This is a genomic window from Saccharothrix sp. NPDC042600 (genome assembly GCF_040647305.1).
GTDB lineage: Bacteria > Actinomycetota > Actinomycetes > Mycobacteriales > Pseudonocardiaceae > Actinosynnema > Actinosynnema mutabilis.
Genome location: NZ_JBEZBW010000132.1, coordinates 1 through 21,161, shown reverse-complemented (window position 1 = coordinate 21,161; position 21,161 = coordinate 1). Strand labels below are relative to the sequence as shown.

Annotated in this window: 19 protein-coding genes; 3 read left to right on the top strand and 16 right to left on the bottom strand. The window is 70.0% G+C overall.

All coding sequences use genetic code 11. The features are described 5' to 3' along the window. The first annotated feature begins 190 nt into the window (after positions 1 to 190). On the top strand, positions 191 to 1,018 hold the full coding sequence (locus AB0A74_RS38965) for a hypothetical protein (RefSeq protein WP_358257695.1): 828 nt from the start codon (positions 191 to 193) through the stop codon (positions 1,016 to 1,018). 502 nt (positions 1,019 to 1,520) lie between these two features. Here the strand turns inward: AB0A74_RS38965 and AB0A74_RS38960 are convergent. The 4 genes from AB0A74_RS38960 to AB0A74_RS38945 all read right to left on the bottom strand — a co-directional run bounded on the left by AB0A74_RS38960 (position 1,521) and on the right by AB0A74_RS38945 (position 4,356). Then, positions 1,521 to 1,757, bottom strand: a complete 237-nt coding sequence (locus AB0A74_RS38960; protein WP_358257693.1) for a hypothetical protein — start codon at positions 1,755 to 1,757, stop codon at positions 1,521 to 1,523. 48 nt (positions 1,758 to 1,805) lie between these two features. After that, positions 1,806 to 2,306 carry a pyridoxal-dependent decarboxylase gene (locus tag AB0A74_RS38955; protein ID WP_358257691.1) on the bottom strand — a complete coding sequence of 167 codons (501 nt, stop codon included), beginning with the start codon at positions 2,304 to 2,306 and terminating at the stop codon, positions 1,806 to 1,808. Between the two features lie 884 nt (positions 2,307 to 3,190). Beyond that, on the bottom strand, positions 3,191 to 3,700 hold the full coding sequence (locus AB0A74_RS38950) for a hypothetical protein (protein WP_358257690.1): 510 nt from the start codon (positions 3,698 to 3,700) through the stop codon (positions 3,191 to 3,193). A gap of 32 nt (positions 3,701 to 3,732) precedes the next feature. Beyond that, positions 3,733 to 4,356, bottom strand: coding sequence for a lipase family protein (locus AB0A74_RS38945; protein ID WP_358257688.1), 624 nt, complete (start codon positions 4,354 to 4,356; stop codon positions 3,733 to 3,735). Between the two features lie 2,120 nt (positions 4,357 to 6,476). Here AB0A74_RS38945 and AB0A74_RS38940 point away from each other — a divergent pair. Further along, positions 6,477 to 7,676, top strand: a complete 1,200-nt coding sequence (locus AB0A74_RS38940; RefSeq protein WP_358257686.1) for a serine hydrolase domain-containing protein — start codon at positions 6,477 to 6,479, stop codon at positions 7,674 to 7,676. 228 nt (positions 7,677 to 7,904) lie between these two features. On the opposite strand, the gene AB0A74_RS38935 is transcribed toward AB0A74_RS38940, so the two are convergent. Both AB0A74_RS38935 and AB0A74_RS38930 read right to left on the bottom strand, forming a co-directional pair. Then, the gene (locus tag AB0A74_RS38935; RefSeq protein ID WP_358257684.1) at positions 7,905 to 8,267 is read right to left on the bottom strand and encodes a DUF4345 family protein; all 363 of its coding nucleotides are present in this window, start codon (positions 8,265 to 8,267) and stop codon (positions 7,905 to 7,907) included. A gap of 52 nt (positions 8,268 to 8,319) precedes the next feature. Then, a complete protein-coding gene (locus tag AB0A74_RS38930) occupies positions 8,320 to 8,538 on the bottom strand; it encodes a hypothetical protein (protein ID WP_358257682.1) in 219 nt (72 codons plus the stop codon). Positions 8,539 to 9,140: 602 nt separating this feature from the next. On the opposite strand from AB0A74_RS38930, the gene AB0A74_RS38925 reads away from it, so the two are divergent. Beyond that, a complete protein-coding gene (locus tag AB0A74_RS38925) occupies positions 9,141 to 9,458 on the top strand; it encodes an AraC family transcriptional regulator (RefSeq protein ID WP_358257680.1) in 318 nt (105 codons plus the stop codon). A 245-nt stretch (positions 9,459 to 9,703) separates the two neighbouring features. Here the strand turns inward: AB0A74_RS38925 and AB0A74_RS38920 are convergent, their stop codons facing one another. From AB0A74_RS38920 to AB0A74_RS38875, 10 genes are all read right to left on the bottom strand, one after another. Continuing rightward, positions 9,704 to 10,540 (bottom strand): helix-turn-helix domain-containing protein, encoded by an 837-nt coding sequence (locus AB0A74_RS38920; RefSeq protein WP_358257678.1) that lies wholly within the window; start codon positions 10,538 to 10,540, stop codon positions 9,704 to 9,706. Between the two features lie 1,910 nt (positions 10,541 to 12,450). Next, positions 12,451 to 12,699, bottom strand: a complete 249-nt coding sequence (locus tag AB0A74_RS38915; protein WP_358257676.1) for a WGxxGxxG family protein — start codon at positions 12,697 to 12,699, stop codon at positions 12,451 to 12,453. Between the two features lie 609 nt (positions 12,700 to 13,308). Then, the gene (locus AB0A74_RS38910) at positions 13,309 to 13,488 is read right to left on the bottom strand and encodes a hypothetical protein (protein ID WP_358257674.1); all 180 of its coding nucleotides are present in this window, start codon (positions 13,486 to 13,488) and stop codon (positions 13,309 to 13,311) included. Next, a complete protein-coding gene (locus AB0A74_RS38905; RefSeq protein WP_358257672.1) occupies positions 13,479 to 13,853 on the bottom strand; it encodes a hypothetical protein in 375 nt (124 codons plus the stop codon). The genes AB0A74_RS38910 and AB0A74_RS38905 overlap by 10 nt, the downstream gene beginning before the upstream one ends. 391 nt (positions 13,854 to 14,244) lie before the next feature. Next, complete coding sequence (locus tag AB0A74_RS38900) at positions 14,245 to 15,012, bottom strand: GAF and ANTAR domain-containing protein (protein ID WP_358257671.1); 768 nt, start codon at positions 15,010 to 15,012, stop codon at positions 14,245 to 14,247. Further along, complete coding sequence (locus tag AB0A74_RS38895; protein WP_358257669.1) at positions 15,012 to 16,466, bottom strand: ricin-type beta-trefoil lectin domain protein; 1,455 nt, start codon at positions 16,464 to 16,466, stop codon at positions 15,012 to 15,014. The genes AB0A74_RS38900 and AB0A74_RS38895 overlap by 1 nt, the downstream gene beginning before the upstream one ends. 162 nt (positions 16,467 to 16,628) lie before the next feature. After that, complete coding sequence (locus AB0A74_RS38890; protein ID WP_358257667.1) at positions 16,629 to 16,967, bottom strand: trypsin-like serine protease; 339 nt, start codon at positions 16,965 to 16,967, stop codon at positions 16,629 to 16,631. A 123-nt stretch (positions 16,968 to 17,090) separates the two neighbouring features. Continuing rightward, complete coding sequence (locus AB0A74_RS38885; RefSeq protein WP_358257665.1) at positions 17,091 to 17,483, bottom strand: hypothetical protein; 393 nt, start codon at positions 17,481 to 17,483, stop codon at positions 17,091 to 17,093. Positions 17,484 to 17,847: 364 nt separating this feature from the next. Further along, positions 17,848 to 18,363: a hypothetical protein gene (locus AB0A74_RS38880; RefSeq protein WP_358257663.1), complete on the bottom strand. Its 516-nt coding sequence runs from the start codon at positions 18,361 to 18,363 to the stop codon at positions 17,848 to 17,850. A gap of 4 nt (positions 18,364 to 18,367) precedes the next feature. Next, positions 18,368 to 21,161, bottom strand: a 2,794-nt coding sequence (locus tag AB0A74_RS38875) for a polymorphic toxin-type HINT domain-containing protein (RefSeq protein WP_358257661.1), incomplete at its 5' end; no start/stop codon positions are given.

Here is a 21,161-nt window from a genome sequence, read left to right as displayed (position 1 = left end):
AGTTCCAGCGGGTAGCAACGGTTCGATCCGGGACCACGCCTGATCGGTCAACTCACCACGACGCACCACAAGATCAATTATCAGACACGCCCTAGACGAATCTGCGGGGCGGATATCGTCGTCCGACGGCAGGCACGTGTACCTGTGCAAGGACAACAGCCGGTTGTGCGTGGAAGTCGCCACGCGCAAGGTGGTCGCCGAGTTCCCCGAGGACATGGCCAACGGGATGGCCGGCACGATCGGGTTCAGCGCGGACGCGGAGCGCGCCTACTTCGTCGTCCGGGACGCGATCGACCAAGACCCCTACCTGAAAGTCGTCCACACCGGCACCTTCGACGAGCTGTCCAGGATCGTCCTGCCCGGCTACGGGGTTCCGCTGCCCACCATCATGCACATGACGACCCCGGTAGTCGTCGGCCCGAACGACGAGAGGGCCTACGTCGGCGTCGACACCTGTGCCTGCGGGAGCGTGGTCCTCGAACTCGACCTGCGCGAGGAGGTGATCCGCCAGGAGTTCACCTACCCCGACGCGGGGAGGGTGGTGAGCATCGCGCTCATGCCGGACGGCACCGCGGTGCATGTGGGTCACTGGGACGAGACCCTCGCGATCGATCTGCGCAGCGGCGAGGTCCTCCGGTACGGGGAACTCCCGAGGTGCGTCCAACGCCGGCTCGCCGCGGGTGGCGAGTTGTACCGCCTACCGATCTCCGAGAACGACAGGGGGTGTCCTGGTGGCCGACCCGCGACCCACGACATCCACCACCGGATCCCGATCCGAGCGGGCGGCGGCTTGGGTTCTCCGCTGATGATGGCGTTCAACCGCGGTGGTGAGTACGTCTACGTCCCTCATCGGCCACGTCCAAGCCAAGGCAGGCGCCCGGCCCGCCAGTCTCCGTCATGTCCGCTCCATCGAAGGTGCCCGGAACATCGGCAGCAAGCCGTGGCCGTCCGGCAGTCGGACCCGTTCGCCGATCGGTCGGAAGCCCACGCGGCCCGCCGAGACCGCTCCCTCCGATGAACTGGCCTCGCCGTAGGCTCCGACGCCCTTGCGCGCCCAGTGGTCCACGACGTACGCGGCCATGTTGGAGGCGAGTGCGGTCCTGCGGTACTTCACATCGGCGGCGACGAAGCTGATGTAGGCGAACGGACCCCGGTCACGTGGCCGGGCGGCGTGCAGCGCCGAGGAGATGACCGCCAGGTGGGTGAAGTGCTCGCCCAGTGCGTCGCGGTGCCGCTGCTCCCAGTGCCCGTCGTGGTCCGCTGCCAGGACGGCGTCCGGCGAGTGCGCCAACACCACCGCGCCGTGGCCGTCGGGGTCTCGGGCGATGTGCGCGTCGCCGAACGCCAACGCCAAGTCGACGTACACGCGGAAGAATCCGGGCAGCATCGCCCGGCGCTCCCGCTCGTCGGGGATCAGCCAACGGGCCACGGCGTCGTCGTGGAAGCCGGACGCCAGCAGCGCTGCCGCCCAACCGGCCTCGTCCGGGCGAGCCGGGCGGACCTGCGGGAGCGCGTCGGGGTCAGCGATGAATGCCGACGCGGTCCGCTGTCTGTGCGGCGAAGTGCTCGACCCGGTGGTGGATCAGGGCAAGGTGGTCCTCCGACTCGGGTTTGAGCAACACGTTGCGCAGCACCGACGCCCCCGGCGCGTCGCGGGCCGTGGCGGGGTGGCGGCGGGTGAAGGCGTCGGCGTCGACGCGCAGTGGCTGACGTGCACGGCGTCCGCCGTCGCCGTGCGAGCGCGGTGAGCCAGCCACTGGGAAGCGGTGTCCACTCGGACAGGGATTCGGGATCGACCGGGGGAGTTAGGTGACGATGTCGAGATCGGGTCGTTGGTAGAGCCGCAGGTGCGCGGACCGCTCGATGCGGTCCGCCCAGTCCAGCGCCGCGCGTCGGCACGCCGCCGGGATCGAGCCGAGGCCGGTCGGGCTCGGCGGGAGCACTTGGAAGGTCAGCCACTGCGCCGCCGCCGAGGCTCCGGGTCGTGAGCACTCCAGGCTTATCTCGCCTGGGTGACGCGCGGCCGGGGTGTAGTAGGTGTAGGGCGAGTCGTGCCGGTAGTGCCGCGCCACGGCGGGGTCGGCGAACAGCACCGCACCGCACCCGTAGGGCTGGAGGCCGTGCTTGTGCGGGTCGACCACCACCGAGTCGCAGTCGGCGATCGCGCGCCACGGCTCCGCGGGTAGGCCGGCGGCGTCCTCGCGGCCGGTGAGGAGAGTGAAGAAACCCCCGTACACGGCGTCGACGTGGACCCGGACACCGTAGCGTCGTGCGAGGCGCACGACCTCGTGGATCGGGTCCACCACGCCGAGACCGGTTGGTGCCCGCGGTGACCACGACCGTGCCGATCTGACCGCCGCGCAACACCTCGGCGAGCGCGTCGAGGTCGATCCGGCCCCGGCCGTCGACCCGGACCTCGTGACCCCGGACACCGAGGACGTGGCACATCCGGGCGTGGGTGAAATGACTCTCCGAACTGAACGCAATCCCCTTGCCCGGGTGCGACTCCCGCGCCACCATCAGCGCTTCGAGGTTGGCGATCGTGCCACCACCGGTCAGGTGCCCCAGGTGTCGGGGGAAGCCGACCATGCCAGCCAGTTGCGCGTTCGCCTCCTGCTCCATGTCCACTGTGGCCGGTCCGCCTTCGCGGGCGTGGTTGTTCGGGTTGACCAGCATCGCGGCGAGGTAGCCCACGACGGCAGCCGGGTGCGGCGGCTTGACCATCTGCCCGACGTAGGCGGGGTGGAAGAACGGGTAGTCGTCCCGCATACGCGAAAGAAAATCACGGAACGCGTTCTGGAAGTCGGCGTCCTCGACCCGTTGGGCGGAGTGCTCGGCGAAACGACCGTGTTCCTGCTGCCACTCGCCCATCGCGTCGATCGCCACACCCGCCCACCGGCGAAGATCCATGCCGCAACACCTAACAGACCGACGACGACTTCGCCAAGTCACTCACCCGAGCATCAAAGACTCCACCCGATCCGGAAGGACCGCGTCGTGTGCCTCAGCGCGTTGATCGCTGTGCGTCGGGTTGTCCGAGTGAGGGTCGACCGATCGTTGGGTGATCACCGCGACTCGTGGCAGCCGGTCCACCGGTGTCCTACCGTCGGGCCGGCCACACCGCGAGCGCGGGCCGGGTTGCGGAACGCCGCCGCGCCAAGGGTGTCGAACCGTTTCGAAAGGACGGATGTCAGATGACCACCTCGTTGCCGGAGCAGAAGTTCGATCGCGTGTTCTCGATCAACGACATCAACCACAACGGGTACATGACCCGGGACGGGGTCGAGGCGTTGAGCGCCCGCGTCAGCGCCGCGCTCGCCGCTTCCCCGGACAAGGCGAGCCGCCACCTGGAGGCGATCACCGAGTTCTGGGACCACCTCGCCGCGCAGGCCGGGTCAGCGACCGCATCAGCGTCGAGCAGTTCCGCACCGCCGGGGTCCGCGCCGCGGGCACCCCCCAGTTCACGCAGGTCGTCACCAAGCTCGTCCACGCCACCCACGACCTGTACGACCGGGACGACGACGGCTACATCAGCCGCGACGAGTTCGAGACGGCGCACCGCGCCAGCGGAGCCGGCAGCGAGGACGCGGCGATCGAGTTCTACACCAGCAACGACCCCGACGCACCGGGCAACCTGCTGTTCTGATCGCGCCGCACGCCCGGTACCCAGGGGGGACTCCGGGTGCCGGGCGGTGGACATCAGCCCGTCTCCGCCTCGTGCGCCAGCGCCGTTCAGCGGAACAGGGCCTCGACGTAGAGGGCGGTGTCGGCCAGGGAGGCCGCCAGCACCGTGCGGCGGTCGCTGCGGTCGTAGACCCGGAAGGTGAGTCCTTGCACGCCGGCGGCCTCCAACTCCCGCACCAGTGCCTCGCTCAACGCGAGGGGCAGGTCGACGTCGGTGTTGCCGTGCGCGAGGAAAACAGGGCGTTGGTAACCCTCCAGTGGCACGTCGATCACCTGCGGCGCGACGACGGGGAGGGTGCCCTCGGACATCGGCTCACGCAGCGAATCTCCGATCGTGACGCCCTTCTCGGCCACGTGGTCGACGAGTTCGCGCAGGCACAGCCGCTCGGCCTGCTCGATGAACGCCGCTCCCGACCGGGTGTGGTAACCGGCCAGGTCGAACGCCGGCCGCGCCTCCTTCAGCCCGCGCAGGACGTAGCCGAAGTAGGCGACACCGCCAGCCGGCACGTCGTCCGGGGTGCCCGGACCGACTCCCTCGACGTACTGCTCGGCGATGTCCGAGGCGGGCGCCGGCGCCACAGCGCCCAGGTAGCGCAGGTCGGGCGCGTAGTCGGTGGCGAGGGTGGCGGTGAACAGGGCGGCGTGACCGCCCTGTGAGTGACCGATCGCCACCCAGTCGGCGCAACGCGGGAACGACCTCCCGCGAGGCGCGGACGACATCGACGGCGTTGCGCGCGGCCGTACTGCCATCGAGGTAGGGGTGGACGCCGGAAGGGCGATTGACGACGTAGTCCGAGGCGGCGATCGCGTACCCCTTCTCCAGCCAGGTGGCCAGGTGGTCGCGCACGTGCGGCGGGTAGCCGTCGACGGACGGCGCGCACTTCGCCGCCAGCCCGACCGTGCCGTGCTCCCACGACAACACCGGCCAGCCGCTTTCCGGCACCGGCCCCGCCGGGACGAAGAGCACACCGCCCACGCGGACGGGTTCGTGGTGCGACCCGGTGGACCAGTAGGTGAAGCGGTACGCCCCCGCCGGTTCCCGGCAACCACAACGCATCCGGCAACTGCTCGACGTCCTCCACCGCGCCCGGCCGGACCGGCAGGCTGCGCGCGGTCCGGGCGTCCGCCGTCCAGACCAGCACTCCGACCAGCACGGTCACCGCCGTCGCCAGCGCCGTGACACGTCGGTTCATCTCGGATCTCCGTTCGACACGGCCGCACACACCACTTGCCGCACTCGCGACGGTACGGGCGGAGTCCCATGTCGGAGGAGTCCCCATTGGAGAGCAAGAGGTGCTCCGACAGGTGAAGTCCACCTCGCACGCCCAGGGTGCCGAATGGACGTCATCAGGGCTGCGGGTCGGCGCGTGCGTCACTCCGTCGCCGGATGGATGTGATTGGCACGCCGCACGTGGTGCTCGAAGGTGGCGGTGTCGGTTTGCCTTGCACCGGGAAGGAGCGCTTCGTGCTTACCCGAGTCGAACGGCGCACGAGGCCATCGGTGGCGGCGGCGGTCGGCGTAGCCGTCGCGATGGTCGCGAGTGGGACGCCTGCCGCGGTAGGCACCGAATCGGCCAGGCAGCCGGGCCCGCCAGCGGTCAACGCGGAGATCCCCATGGAGTTCTACGCGGCCAATGCGGTTGTGGAGATCGGCCACTCGCCGGTCGGCGTGGATTTCCCCAGGGGGTGTCCGCGTGCGGGTCCAGGCGGACCCGCACGACCCGAACAACAGCAGGCGACTGCAGGTGGCCGGGTTCAGGGCGTCGGCGGAGCTGCTCGACGACCGTGGCGAAGGCCGTTCCGGCAGGATCACCCAGGAACAACCGGGTTCGACGAGGAACCGCGACCGGAAGAGGTCGCTCGCCGGGTCGACGAGCTGGTCCCCGGTCTCGCCCCAGGACTTGAACGGAATGAGTGCAGGGTCACGTCGGGCTGTCAGCCGATCAAGTTCGGTACATTACGAGGCCGTACCCTTTTGTTGAATGCAGGGACAATATCGCGACGACCTTCACAGCTGCGCAGACTGTTCCGCACACTCGAATGGCACGAAGACACAGCTGACTACTTGCCGCCATCGTGCCCGAGAATGCTCTATCGGTCCGCCAATGCGGCGCGTCTGGTAAACTGAGTCATTGACGATGCTGGTGACCGGCGACGGGACCTTCGTCCGCAGCGCGTCTGACGCCCCACCGTTGCCTACGTTCGACGAGCAGGGGTATGAGGCAGAAAGCCTCCTGTAGTGCTGCGTCGTCGTTCGGTCTGGGGGTCAACTCCGCCATGGCCACCTCCGCCACTCGCCGGCTCGCCAAGGTCGTCGTCTCGCCGACCACCATGCCCGAGCAAGCCTCCCTGGACACGGGGACACCTCGCTCCACGCGCGGCTGCGGTTTCCGGGTGGTACCGGCACCGGCAAGGAATCCTCATCGAGGCCGTGGCGGTTCACTCCAGCTCACTCCGTGTGGGGAACATTTCTCCAAGACTCCGGCGGTCGCGCACCGGCAGGGTGGTTGCACGCAAACCGGCAGAGGGGTCGTGGACGAAGCGCACAACAGGGAGACGGGGTGGCAGTTCGCGCCGGGGCACCGGTGGTCCGGTCATCCCCCGTAGATCGGTGATCGTGAACCTTGCGACAGCGGTGAGTTGCAGGCTCGACACAGGCCGGCCGGTCGAACCCGACCGGCGGCCCGGCACCGTTGAGCCGCGTTGTGGCGATCCGCGCCGACGTCGTGATAACGGCGGTTCACCGAATCACCGCGACCCCGGACCTTCGGCCGGTTGATCGAGAGGATGTCATGAAGATCCAACTGGTGATATCGGCGAGCGTGGCCGCGCTCAGTGTCGGCGCGAGCACGCCGGTGGCGGCTGCCACGCCCGAACCCGGTCCTGCCGTGCTGCGGGCCGCGTTGGACGGTGTGCACCACGCCGGGGTGCCCGGGGTGTACGCCGAGGTGCGGCATGGTGGCCGGGTCTGGCGCGGCGCTTCCGGCGTCGCCGACGTCCGCACCGGACGCCCGGTCCGGCCCGACATGCGGCAGCGCGTCGGAAGCATCACCAAAACCTTCGTCGCCGCGGCGGTCCTGCAGCAGGTCGAGCGCGGTCGGATCGGGCTGGACGCGCCGATCAGCGCCTACTTGCCGCACCTGGTCCCAGGGGAGCGCGGTGACAAGATCACGGTTCGGATGCTGGTCAACCACACCAGCGGCCTCGCCGAGTACCTCCCCCGCGCGTTCCCGTCGTTCAAGGAATGGCCGTCACTGCCGGACATCTCGGCGCAGAGCCTGGACAACAACCGGTTCAAGCAGTTCCGCACGACCGACCTGATCGGGATGGGGGTCGATGCGCCCGCCACCGGCGAGCCCGGGAGCACTCCCGGGGTGTACTCCAACACCAACTACTTGCTCCTCGGGGAGTTGCTGGAGCGGGTGACCGGTACCACCGCCGAGGACTACATAACCCGCAACGTCATCGAGCGCGCCAGGCTCCGGCACACCGGGTTCCCGGATGGGCCGTGGATCGAAGGACCGCACTCGCGGATGTACGAAGCGCTGTTCGGGCACCTCGACCCGCCGCGTGACTACAGCGTCTACAACATGTCCTGGGTGATGATGGGGGCCGGCCTGGTGTCCACCGTCGAGGATCTCAACGACTTCTTCGGCAAGCTGCTCGCCGGTGAGATCGTCAACCACTCATCGCTCGCGCAGATGCAGCACACGGTCCCGGTCATCGCCCTCGACGGGCAGTTGATCGACTACGGCCTGGGCCTGCACAAGCTGGAGATCCCGGGGTGCGGCACCTTCTGGGGTCACGACGGCTCCACCTGGGGAGCCGCGTCGGAATCCTGGGTACGAGCCGACGGTGGGCGGCGGATGTCCGTCGCGGTGAACCTGACGCGGTGGAACGAGCTGGACTCGTCGGGCAATCCCCAGCCCCACCCCATCGACGAAGCGCTCACGACCTTCAAACAGCGGGCGATGTGCGGTGACCGCCACTGACCAGGCACCGGGGACGCGCGCGGCACCGCACGCCGGAGCGCCCCGCACAGCGGGGCTGCCTCGGCAAGCGCGGCACGGACGCGGGCCACATGCCGGGTGGCGGGGTGCGGCACCCCGCCACCCGGCACACCGGCACGTGCTGTGGGTGCGAATGACGGCACAGCCGCCGGCGCTGGGCATGCCGGTACCAGTGCGGGGTGCTCGACCTCCCGGATGGCGTGCACCGCGTCAGGGGGCGGCCAGCAGGGTGGCCCCGGCTGCTTCGACGCAGGAGTAGAACCAAATGGGGTAGAACGGGGTCGGCTGATCCGTAAGGCGGGAGAGCAGCCGTCCAAGGGCCATGCCGGCGAGGGCTGCGGCGACCGCCATCACCATTCCGGTTCGGAGTCCGCCGACGTTCAGCGCGGCCACGATGAGCGCGGTGGTGACGGCAAGGCCGAAGCCGCCGTAGGCGGCTCGGATCTCGGAGCGGGCTTCCGGGGTGTCGATGGTGATGCCGAACGGGCGAACCAGCGCCTTGGGTGCGAGCAGCGCGTAGATCCCCATGGCCACGAAGAACGTGGCGGCGATGACCAACGGGATGTTCTTCATGCTGGTGTCCCGACAGCGGAGCCCGGACGTCGACGACCGATGCGGGGACGGGTCAGGACCGCGCCGGTGGACAGGACGAGAAGCGCCGCAGCGTCGATCCAAGCCACCAGGTCAGCTCCCCGTTGACCGGTGCGCCCGCCAGTGCGATGAGCAGGAAGCTGCCGCAACTGGCCGTGTTGGCGACGACCGCCGCCGGCCTCAGGTGCGCACGGAAAGCCGCGACGACGCAGCCGCCACCGACCAGCGCGAGCAGGACGGCGCGGTGGCGCATGAGGGCCTGCAGGTCCGGACCGGTGGTGTCGATCCCGTAGGCCGCCTCCGCGCCGGAACCGACAGCGCGCCGACACCGGGCAGGATGTTGATCAGTCCGGCCACGACGAGCAACGTCCGCCCCGCTCGCGGGCCGGTCGTACTCGCATCGCGGTGCCACTCTCCGTCGATCGGCTGCTCGTGTCTGTGCGAGCATCGTGGACGTGGCCGACCTCCCGCTGTCAGAAACGTGCTGCCCGGAGGGGCGGGCGACGATCCGGGTCCAGGTGGGGCGGGCCGCTTATCTGGGACCGTCCCTGCACCTGGACCCGCACGCCGGGTCCGTGTTCTGCTTCGGGGTGGGCATCGACGAGCCGTTCACGCCGCGCGCCGATCCCGTGGGTGAGCGACGTGTCCGCAGTGCCCTGATCCCTCTCGCACGCGGCACCACATCGTTACCGGAGGCAGGGTCCTGTTCTGCTACCTGGACCCGCACACCGCCGAGGTGACCTCGGTCCGCGATCGGATGCGCGAACACACCTTGGGCATCCACTTCGGTCACCCGGACGAACTCGCGATGGTCCGCCGTCTTCGCGGCGACGCTCTCCGCGACCTGGAAAGCGTGTGGAACTGCTCGGCACTTCGAACCCGGCTCACATGGACGAGCGGATCCGCGCAGCGCTGCACATCATGCGCGCTGACGCCGGCGAGCGGCTGAGCGCGGCGGACGTCGCCGGCCGGGTACACCTGTCGACATCCCGCTTCCCGCACTTGTTCCCCGTGCACGCTCGGACGAGTTCCCGCCGCTACAGGTTGTGGACGCGGATGGTCCGCGTAGCCTGCGCGGTCGGCACGGGACACAGCCTGACCGCAGCCGCCGTCGAAGCCGGGTTCGCCTCCTCCGCCCACTTCAGCGACAGCTCCACCGGATGTTCGGGGTGACGGCCGGCAGAGTCCTCGCTCGGAACACCCGCATCGTCGTCGACGACGACACGGACTCGGACGAACCGGCACAGCGAACTCGTCGGCCCGGTGCGGGGCTGATCACGCCGTCGAAGCAGCCCGTCGCGATCGAGCCTTCCACACACCCGGCGCGCGCGACGGCGCAAACGAACAGCCGCGCACGACCGCCGGGCTGGCGGGGAGGAGCGGTTCGAGTACGAACTGCTCGGCTGACGCGCGCGCCGTCAGCCGACCACGGGGTCCGGCCAGGCGCGGGCGTCGACGGTCAGCCACGGCTCGCGGGCGGCGCTCGCGAGGGTGATGCCCCCGGTGAACGCGCGGACGTCGTGGTGCAGGTGGGGCTGGTCGGTGTAGCCGGCATCGGCCGCCACCAGCGCGGCGCTGCGCCCGCGGACCAGGTGGTGGATGGCGTTGTCGAAGCGGACCAGCATCGCCGCGCGCTTGGGGGTCAAGCCGAGCTGCGCGCCGAAGCGCGACCACAGGCGCTGGCGGCTCCACCCCGCCCTCGCCGCGAGGTCGCTCACCCGAACCCGGCCCCGGCCGGCCACGATCAGCCGCCACACCCAAGCCACCTCCGGGTCGACCGGCTTCCCGGCCTGCCGTCGAACCCGCAGCTCGGCGTCGAGCACCGCGAACCGCTCCGCCCAGGTGCGGGTGTGGTGCAGCCGCTCGCGCAGGCGGGGCGTGTCGCGGCCCCACAGGTCGTCGAGCGTGACGACGCCGCCGCGCAGCTCCGCGAGCGGGACCCCGAGCACCCGGTGCGCGATCAACGGCGACAGGCGCACCTGCACGCACTGGATGCCATCGGCGCGCACTCGCAACGCGGTGAAGCCCAAGCCCGCGACGAGGCCGCCAGAACGGATGCGCCCGGCCTCAGCATGGACGTCGAGGGGGCGGTCGCCGAACCCGACGGCCACGGTGACGGCGGGGTGCGGGAAGGCGCGCAATTCGACCGGGTGGTCGTCGCCGATGCGGAACCCGGCCATGTCGACGCCGGCCGGGGCACCCGTCCGCGCGGGGCGCGCGACCTCCCAGTCGGCGGTGGAGTCACGTGGTGGCACACCCCGACTCTACGAGCGGACTTTCTCCAAAACCCCGGCGGCCGGTCGGCGGCAGTGTGGGGCGCACCGAACCGGTGGAGGAGCCATGGGCGAGCCGCAGGGTAGGAGACGACGGTGGCGGCTCCCGCTGCCGGTCGTCCGAGGGCTGGTGGTCCTGCTCGCGGTGAACACGATCACCGTGCGGGCGCCGACCGCGCAGGCTCAAGGCGAGCGGATCGTGCGCCTGGACGGCGGGGACATCCACGTGCTGGTGAACGGACCGGCGGACGCTCCCGCCGTAGTGCTGCTGCACGGCCTGGCCGGCTCGACGGCGTGGCGGGAGCCGGTGCTGCCCGCGTTGCGAGACCACACCCATCGCACCGGCACCGACCCGCTCCACCAGGCGGTAGCGCCCCTCGACCAGGTCACCCACCTCCGCCACCGGCTTCGCCGTCCTCGCGGGCACACGTCGAACAGCCATTCGAAATCGCGGGCAACCCCGGCGACGACCAACCGGACGATCATGGCGAACGAACTCGTAGCGCCCAAGCCGCAGGAGGGTGGCGCCCGGTCCCGCGTTCACGCTCGGAGGGAAGTCCCAGCGCACTTGCCAACCGTCGGCTGGCGCTCACGTCCCACCGGCGGGATTCGCTCGCCTACCGGATTCGCCTCCTGGGTCTCGCCAGGGCGGCGGCCGGCACACCAGACAGGACCAGTCGAGTACAGGGCGAGGTGCAGGACGGCGTTGCCGGCGACGGTGCGGTGGGTGCCAGCGGTGCTGGACATCTTGGCCGGCCAACGACGACCACGTGGTCTGCCGGCCCGTGCACGAGTCGGGGCGGGTGGACGTGCTCACCACCGCCGGCACGGGCCCGTGGAACAGAGGGACCAGCGCGCCTCAGGAGGTGTGCGCCGCCGAGCCGGGCACGGTCGACCGGCGCACAAACGCATCGTGAAAGGCCCCCAGCACGACTCGGGGGTCAACCTCCGGATGCGCGGTGGAGTGGACATCACTCGGACATGCACACCACTACCATCGTGGAATCGGCCGATGCGCCCGCTGCCCCTCCCAACTCTACGTCGCCGGCCACCGGCGAGTCCTGCGCAGAGCGAACACATCGTCGAACCAGCGAACCGGGAAAGCCTGCTGACCGCAAGGCGCCGACCATGCTGTCCGTAGGGGTGGCCTCGGCGGGCGCCCGTGCGCGAGCGGCGACCTGGTCGCGGTAAACGGCCGTGCCGAGGCTGCCGAACACCGCGATTCCGGTCACGTGAGCCGTCGCGGTCGGATGGCTCTGTCGACCAACTCGCGCAGGCGGGTTCGTGCACCGATCACGGCCTGCTCGCTGACGGGCCCCCTCTCCCGCGACTGACCCGACTTGAGGACGACACGCCGCCAGTGGGCACGTAGCGTGGCGTCGGGTCCGGACCCATGCGCCCGACGCCACGCTGGCCCCCGGTCTGCCGCGCATCCGGACCGCTGCTGCCTGCGGCCTCGGAGCCGGGTCGCCCGGCCCAGCGTCAATGGCCGTTCGGGGAGTCCGGCGGGCTCATGTGCCCCGGCGCGCGAGCCGGCGGGACGCGGCGACTGCCGTGCCGGTGTCGGCGCGATCGCCTTGACTCCACGACTCCTGATCCACCTTGCGCGCTTGGGCTCGTCCGCACCGGTTCGCACACCAACACGGCAGGCGCCGCGTGAACCCGATCGGTGGTATGCCCGATCCATTCGACCGAGGCACTTGGTGCGTGTACGTCAAGACGCATCGCCGCTACAGGATGGCGTTCAGCACGATGGTCAGCAGGATCGACAACACCACCGACACCACCAGCATCGTCAGGCACCCCGCACGTCCGCCCCAGAACTCGACCCGTCCGTTGCCGAAGCGCATGGCCGGCTCCCGCTTCTCGACGACCTGGTCGGCCGGTTCGCGTCACCGACCCATGGTGCGATCGGCGACCTGGTGCCGCTTGCGGCCCGCCAGACCCAACAGGCCGAGCAGACCGAGCAGACCCAGCAAGCCCCAGTTGCCGTTGCTGTCGTCGTCATCGTTGTTTTCCTGGGCGGCCACCACCGCCGTGGCGTGCGGCGCGGCCTGATCGGCCAGCACTGGAGCTGCGGGAGCTCCGACGAGGGCAGCGGCGAGGACCAGTGCGGTCAACACCCGCTTCGCGATGTCCATGTCACAACCTCCAGCGGTCGTTGTTCCAGGAGCCTGGATACCCGCAGGATGAACCAGCCATGTGCCGATCCAGCTCAGACCACGCCTTCGAGTGAGTCCCTCGGTACCGCGTACACGTCAGAAGGGTCCGGCCACGTCGACCACGGGTATCGTCCCCGGGTGACGTACCTGGCCCGATCCCGGGTCGGGTTCGACGCCGTCCGGACTTCGAGTCCGAGATTGCGAGGCCTGCGCGGACACGCGCACGTACCGTCGATGCGGACCGTGCCGAGCCCGAGGGCGGCTTCACCCTCGTCCGAGCCGGCTGTCCGTGTCGCTGCGCCGACACGGTTCCGGGGTGCCGCGTGACTGCCGGGAAGAGACACGGCGGGCCAGAAGCCTGCGGCGGAAGGCGGACCGTAGTCGAACCCTCCGGCCGAGTGTCGGTTTACCTTGTGTGCCACCAGCGCGTACGTGGCAGTGCCCACCGGGTGCGGCACGAGCCGGTTGTACCGGAGGCCGTCGGCAGGGCCGTCGGTCATCGCGATCGGAGGGTGCCCCGACCCGGCCGAATCGACCAGTCGGTCCAGCCCTGTGTAGGTCGCCACACTCGCCACCAACACCTCGACGTCACCGCAACCGGGCCATGTAGGAGTCGGCGACCTTCGGCACGATCGGCGCGAACGCACTGGACCCCTCCACGGCCAACCGACCGGGCGCGCAGTCCGACGAGCGTGGCGCCACCACCCCCGACACCACGAGCGCGACCGACCCGCTCACCACCACAGTGGCGACACCGCTCAGCCACATCGTGCGGCGACTCGGCCCGCCGCCCGTCGTGGTGTCGTGAACACCCGCCCACCGGCTACGAACGCCTCGCACGAGACCGACGGCCTGACCTCCGGGTCGGGGTCGCCGGACAGCAGCACCAGCAGCTTGATCCGGTGCTTGGGTTGAGCGGAACCTTCGGCAGTACCAGGGCGTCGCTGCCTACGGGCGGCCACGGCTTGTCGTCGTCGCATCCAGCGAAGCACCCGGTCCGCTTCGATCACCTCGACGTCCACGACCTGCCGACCGCCGAAGTCCAGCCGCAACGGTGCCTCGAAGTCCGCGGCCCGGATCGCGGCGATGCCGGTGTTCATGACGCGCACCGGGGTGAAGCTCGGTTTGTCCACCGGTTTGCCCCGAGCTGGGCTCGGCCGAAGCGCTCGCGCGTCTCCGCGTCGGTCCGGCGACTCGTCTGCCTGCGCTCGGAACACCTTCCCGTCGACGGTGAGCGTGGGGAAGGCGACACTTTCGGTCCGACGGCTTCGCGCGACCACACCGGGTCGGCCTTCCCTCCCGGCCAGATCAGCGCCTCGCCCGCCGCCGACACCTGGATCCGCAAACGGGCGGCGATCCGGAAGGGCGCCCACCGGGCAGCCGGGGCGACGCCCGGTGGACCCGCTCGCACGAGGTCTCGTCGTCCAACAGCCACCCCCTCGGCGGGGCTGGGTTCTTCGCGCAGGCCCGGCTGGGCCGCATCCTGCCCGTTGCCGAACGGTGCCGGCTGCACACGCGGCGGGGTCAGCTGTCGCGTGCGGGTCGGGTGGGCAGTTGACCGGTGCGGGTGAGCTGGTCGGCGACGTCGTGCAGCTTGGTGTTGCAGTGCTGGCTGGCGCGGGTGAGTTCGGCGAACGCCTCGTCGGCGGTGATCTTGTGGCGCTCCATCAGGATGCCCTTGGCCTGGCCGATCAGGTCGCGGCTGGACATGCCCACGAACAGCTGCTCCTCGCGGCGGGCGGTGGCCAGGGCGACCGCGGCGTGGGTGGCGAACAGCAGCCCGACGTCCTCCGAGTCCCGGCCGAACGCCTCGGGCCGCGACGAGTAGAGAGTGAGCGCGCCCAGGTCGTCGGCCCCTACGAACAGCTGGAACGACAGCATGCTCAGCACGCCGTACCCGCGCACGCGCTCGGCGAAGGCGGGCCACCGCGACTCGGTGCGCAGGTCGGGCACGGTGACGGTGAGTTGCTGGAGCAGCGCGTCCAGGCACGGGCCCTGCCCGGTGTCGTACTGGGCCTGGTCCACCCGGTCCACGATGTCCGCGGTGCGCGCGACCGTGTGCACCCGGCGCTTGCCCACGACCATCGTCACCCCGGCGTGCCAGGCGCCGGGGATCACCTCCACCGCCGTGCGCACCACCTCGTCCAAGGTGTCCCGGGCGCTGTCCTGGTCCTGCAACGACCGGGCGATCCTGCCCAGCCGCACCGCCACCTCGTTCCACCTGCCACCACCCGGCACGGGCGACGCCCCCTGCGTCGTGTGCTCCCGCCTATCCACATCACGGCCGGTCATCAAACCTCCCGCCATCTCCACCCCGATCCACCGAGGTGCGACCTCCTCCGCCCCGACCGGCGGACCGGTCGGATCACCGGATTGCCGCATTCAAGATCTTTTACACCCGACGCAGGCGCACCTGCCGCCGGCAGCCGCAATGCGGAATCGCCGCTCGGGCACTGACCCACGGTCGGCGTGACCGGCACCTCCCGGCGGCGACACGAACGCGTACCCGCGCCTGGGACCTGGCCTGCGACCGCCTGACCGACTTCCTGTGAGTCGCGCGGTCGCATCCAGCGATGCCAGTAGGGTGTGGCGTCTGGTCCATAGAGGACGATGTTGGAGTCGCTTTGGACGACCAAGCGTGTGGCCGCGCTTCCCCAGGTGTGGGAGTCCCATCGTGCTTGGCCGGAGTCGCTGTAGAGCACGAAGTTGCCGTCCGTCTGCAACACGGCGTAGGTGGCGCCGGTGTCGAAAGTGAAGCTGTTCCACAGCGCTTGGCGGGTGGTGTTGTCGTATAGGACGAGGTTGCCGTCGGATTGCATGGCCAGCCGGTACAAGCCGTTCGGCGAGGTCTTGGACTGTCCGCTCGCCAACCGCTCGCCGGGCGACAACCGGTCCGCACCGACGGGAGCGGGTGCGGGCTTGGTGAACCGCCACGCCTGTGCGGCGCTGGGTGTGCAGGTCCGTGTGACGGCTGCGTAGTCGCCTTCGTCGTGTAGGCACAGGCCGGTCGAGGCGGCCACCAGGCCGTGGTCGGGCCGGGACAGCCACCGCTGGGAGTCGGTGCCGTCGCAGACCTTCACCACCACGGTCGAGTCCGCGTCGCCCGAGGCCAGGCACTTGTCGAACACCCGCAGTGTGCCGTCGGGGGCGTGGGTGAGGTGCTGCCGCGCCGCGCCGGGCGCATAGAAGGGTGACAGGCACGCACCCAGCCGGACAGCGGTGCCCGCCTCGGAGTGGCCGTCGGCGGTCTCCAGGCACTTGCCGCCAGCGCCGACCAGCGTGCCGAAGTCGGCGTAGCGGGTGGGCAGGTCCCACTTCTGGCTGTCGCCACCATGACACGGATCGGTGGTCACCGGGTCACCCGCCCTGCCGAAGGTGCCGTCCAGGCAGGACCCGTTCCACGCCGAGACCACCGACCGGTCCGGACGTGCCTGCCACCGCTGCTGATCCGACCCGTCGCAGGACCACAACCGGACCAGCGGCCGTCCCCACGGCGCCGGAGCACCCGCCGCGTCCAGGCACTTGCCGTGCACCCGCAGCGTTCCGTCCTGAGCCGACGTGACCATCCTGCGCGTCCCATCCCCTGCGGACGTCGTGCCCCTGCACGAGCCGACACCGACCGGCGCGCCGTCGTCGACACGGCCGTCCACCACTTGCAGGCACAGCCCAGCAGTTCCGACAACCGGCCCGAACCGGGGCCGTGAAGGGTCGACGGTGTCCCTGATCCAGTCCGCGACGTCGTCCACCCGAACCGCGGAACTGCCCCGCTCGGGCCAACGCCACCAGGTCGCCGACGGTTCGAACGATCGTGAACGCGGCGGTGGACGGCCGGGCCGGAATCCATTCCGTCGCGGTGCGGCCGAACCCCGTGGCGTCCACCGACTCGCCCACCGCCACCGACGTCCGACTTAGGCCACCGGGACCACATCGGCCGCCGGGGTCGCGAGTTCCAGCAGGGCAAGGCCTCGACCGCCGTGCCGCGCCACGCTGACCACGCCGACCACACCACCGCCGTCAACGGTCACGCTCGGTTGGGTATCGGGATCCTCCGGCACACACGCACCCGTCGTCACCACCCACTGCGGCCCCACCACAGCACCCGTGCACGCGCGGCCGTCGGCCACCACTCGGACCACGTGGGTCTGCAGGCTCTGCGCCACGACCGTGCCCGGAAGCCCGGACGCGACCGGTACCGCCACCACGCCCAACCCGACGCACACGCCCAACACCAACGACAGCCGCCTCATCGATCCCTCACACCTTCTCCACGCCGCGACGCTTCCTCGGCAGGGCGCCCCAGGTCGGGTGCAACCCGCGCACTCTCTGGCGCCGCGTGTGGCCGCCACACTCGGCAGCCAGGCCCGCCGGGGTCATGGCGTGATCTCCAGCCGCAGCAGCGTCGCGGGCTCGCCGCCGGCCACCCCGACCCCCACCTGGGTGCTGCCCACGGTGCGCAGGTCCACCGACGCACGCTCGCCCGATCCCGTCGAGACATCGGCGTGCCCCTTCCGACCGCCGCTGTGGATCTCGAAGACCGCCGGCAGCTCCAACGTCAGATGACCCGACGGGCCGGTTACCCGGAAGCACACCACGCCCTCGCCGCCACGCCCGATCTGGTCCGTGGTGTAGACCGTGATGAACTCGGGACGCGGCGTCCCGCAATCTTTGTCGTCAACATAAAGGATGTGACCGTCGCCCGAGATCAGACGGACGTCGTCACGCCGGCGAATCTGCTCCGCGCCGGGGTAGGCGAAGTCCTCCACCAGGGACACCTCCTGCGCTGCGTGCTCCTCGGCGGCCGCAGAACCCAAGCTCACAGCCGCAATCGTTCCGAACACCGCCAACCCCGCAGTCGCGGCAACCCACGTCACTGTTCGCACCACAACGTCAGCCCTTCCACGAGATACTCTTCGAAATGTCGGCGCGACCGCCGGTCTCGCCACTGCACGCACTGTTTGTTCGTTCACGGCAGGTCGGGCATCAGTTCTTCCTATACCGTCAACGTTTCGTCCATCTGTTCCCATAGACCAGGTGCGCCATAAAAGTCCGAGCCGCAGGCAAATCGTAGCGGGGCGCAGCCGGAACGCCTGCACTCGCTCAAGAGATCGTCAAACCGGAGCCCAGGGCCTACGCCATCGACAAATCTGGCTTGATGACAGGTGGCCGGCGGACGACGATGCTTACAAGCTCATCGATGTCCGAGACTCCAACCCGCACCTCGCCACATTCCAAGTATCGACCAACAGGAGAACAGGAGAACCACAGTGCAGACAGGTCACCTACCGTCGAATAAGCGAGGGAACTCGTAGCGTCCACATCAAACTTCGCAGGCTCCTTGTAATCAGGAGTGATCTTCCATTCCCACAGGTCCAAATCAAATACTGGGGACAGCGACTCGCGCTCGACCGGAGCATGTTCGACAGGCCGATCAGTGAGCGGCGGAAGATCAACCAGCACAAGTGCGTAGAGCGCCCCAGAGTCAGGGTCCACCTTGAGCTCAACGTAACCGCCGTCGTCGCCCGTGACGCAGAGGTAGAGCGGCCGTCCACGCAACCTGAGCTGCCACGACACCGTGAGAGGTATCCAGGGGTCAGCCGAGGCCGTTGCCACTGAGCACTCTACGCTTTTCAGCACCTTGAACATCAGATCACCCTACATAACGTCCGTGAATGAGCACTGGAAGTGCGTCGCCGGGGGCTTTCCTGAACTCAAGTTGCCATCCGCCGACTGTCATCCGTTGATTGAGTCGAACGCCTCCACGGGTAGCATCTGCGACAGCCGCCTGAAGACTTCTGAGCTGCTGTTGTGAGGCAACGCCGATCATCTCTGGACTCGCACCTCTCGCAGCCATTGAATTAGCCATCTCGGCGAAGTGATCGGTTACGTTCCCGTGCACCCAAACGCGTTTTCCTCCGGCTGTCAGTTCAAACGATTTCGGCACACCGCCGGTACCCGGGATGACGGGTTGAGTGCCGACGATGTCGTCCCAAACCGTGCCAGTTCCACACGACCCGTTGTTGTGGACGAGAACCGGCGTCTGACCTGCGAGAACATAGTACGTGTGTAGGCGCTCGACAGTGAGGTTGTGGACGGTGGTCGTGTCGGCGCGGACCGTGAGTCGCTGGATCGCGTGATGGAGGCCCGTGTTGTCGCGAAGTTGATCGTTTTCGCGGAGTAGGGACGCGTCGGTCCAGGAGCCGCGGTTCTCGACCCAGAAGGGGTGGTTGTGCGTGGCGGTGATGGTGCCGGTGTGGTCACCGGCGTCGCCGACGGTGATGTCGACGAGGTGTTTGATGCCGCTGCCGGTGATGACGGCTGCTACCGAGTGGGGCGCGGTGTCGCCGGTCTCGGGGTCGGTTGCGGTGACTTGGTCGCCTGTGTGGATCTGGCTGATGGGTTTGGCGGTGCCGTCGGCCATCAGGACGCGCGTGTCGGGGGTGAAGCTGTTCGGTTCGCACACCCTGAGGCGTCGTTTGAGTTGCGCCAAGGTCTCGGCGAGACGTGAGACCTGCGTCGAGGTTGTCCTGCTTTCGACGGTGGCGGTCTCGAGTTGTGCGGTGATGCGGACGCCGGTGGCGATGGCGGTGGCGCCGGCGGCTGCGGCGTAGGCGCCGGTGACCCAGGCGGGGTAGAACAGCATCGCTTCGGGGGTCAGGGCGAGTAGTACGCCGCCGCAGACCACGGAGGCGACGCAGAGCACCGCGACGGTGGCAACGACGGTGATCAGGCCGGCGATGGCGATCGCGGTGGCGGCGGCGTCCGCGATGGCGCGGGCGGCTTCGGCGAATTCCAGGCCGCGGTTGGTGTGGAAGTCGGGGCTCAGGACGTCGGCGGTGCAGTTGTCGTAGATCGGGCCGCGGCGTTGGTGGCCGTAGAGGATGTCGCAGAGTTGTCCGTTGCGGTAAGCGCGTTCGGTCTGCTCCTCGGGGGTTTCGGTGATCTGGTGGATGCAGTCGTCGCGTTTGGCCGGTTCGTTGCCGTAGCGGGCATTGCAGTGCTCGGCGCGGGCGAGGGCGTCCTGGACGATCTCGTCGTTGGCTTTGGCGACGGCCTCGGCGTCGGCCTGCTCGGCGGCCTTGAGCGCGTCGGTGGCGTCGCGGCCGGCGGCCAGGGCGGAGGTGTAGGCGCGGCGGGCGGCCTCCACCGCGGTGTGGGCGTGGCCTGCGGCCTGGGTGGCGGAGGCTTGGGCCCACACGGCGGAGCGGGTGGCCTCGCGGGCGGCGCCTGCGGCGGTGTCCGCGGCGGTGCGCGCGGTCTTGGCGGATTCCGCCGCCTGCTGGGCGGACTGCTCGGCCGCGGTGGCGTGGTCGTGGGCCTGGCGGGCGTGTTCGGCGGCCTGGGTGGCCGATTCGCTTGCCTGGCGGGCGTAGCCGTCGGCTTCAGCGGCGGCGCCGCGGGCGCGGGCTGCGGCCTCGTGGGCGTGCAGCGCGTTCCCGGTGGCGGTGGCCGCGGCGCTGGTCGCGGTCGCGAGCAGGGCGCGGACCTCGGCGAGGTGGGCCGCGGTGTCGGCGTCATGGCGGGCGGCGGTGTGCCGGCCTACCTCAAGGAACTGGCGGATCACCGCCGGTGGGCCGTTGAGCGCGGCCTGGGCCATCGCCCAGGTCTCGGAAGTGGGGTCGGCCTGGGAGATGATCTGGTTGACCTTGACGCGGTCGTCGGTGACGCCGGCCCGGTAGCGGCCTGTGGTCAGGAACGCGCGGTAGGCGGTGCCGGTGGCGTTGTCCAGGGCGCGTTGCGCCGTCTGGGCGGTGACCGTGCGGCCCAGGCCACGGGCCTGCGCCAGGACCTGGTTGACCTTGACCCGATCCTCGATGTCGCGGCCGCGGTAGTCGCGTTCCCGCAGCAACCGCGCCACGTCGGCGTCGCTGCCCTCCAGCGCCGCCTTGGCGGCCTGCCGGAACGCCTGGCTGCCCTGGTCGGCCAGGGAGGTGAGGGTGAGCCGGTCGTCGCGTCCGGCGGCCCGAGCCATCCCGCCGGTCACCCAGGCGCGGACCTCGTCGTCGGAGCCGACCAGTGCCGCGTTCGCCGCGGCACTGGTCCACGGGCCCGGGGAGCCGGCCAGGGTGAGCGCGATGCGGCGTCCGTGCGAGACCACCAGCCCCGGGTCGGCGCCCGGCGTGGTCGCTTCGGCGATCAGCCGGTTGGTCTCCGGGTCACGGCGCGAGGCCTGGTCGAGGTCCCACGCCGGTGGCGGCGGTACCGCACGGGCCGCGGTGGCCGCCGCACGCGCGGCGTCGACCGCCTGCTCGTACTGGACCGCCAACCGGGCGGTGTCGGCCGCGCGGGCGGCGTCGAAGATCTTCCCGGCCTCGGTGGCCGCGTCGACCGCGGCCTGGGCGGCGGTGGTGGCGGCCTCGGCGTGTCGGGTCGCGTCGGCGGCGGCCGTGGTCGAGTTGCCCGCGTGGCCCGCGGCGTCCTCGGCCGCTTGTGCGGCGGCGTTG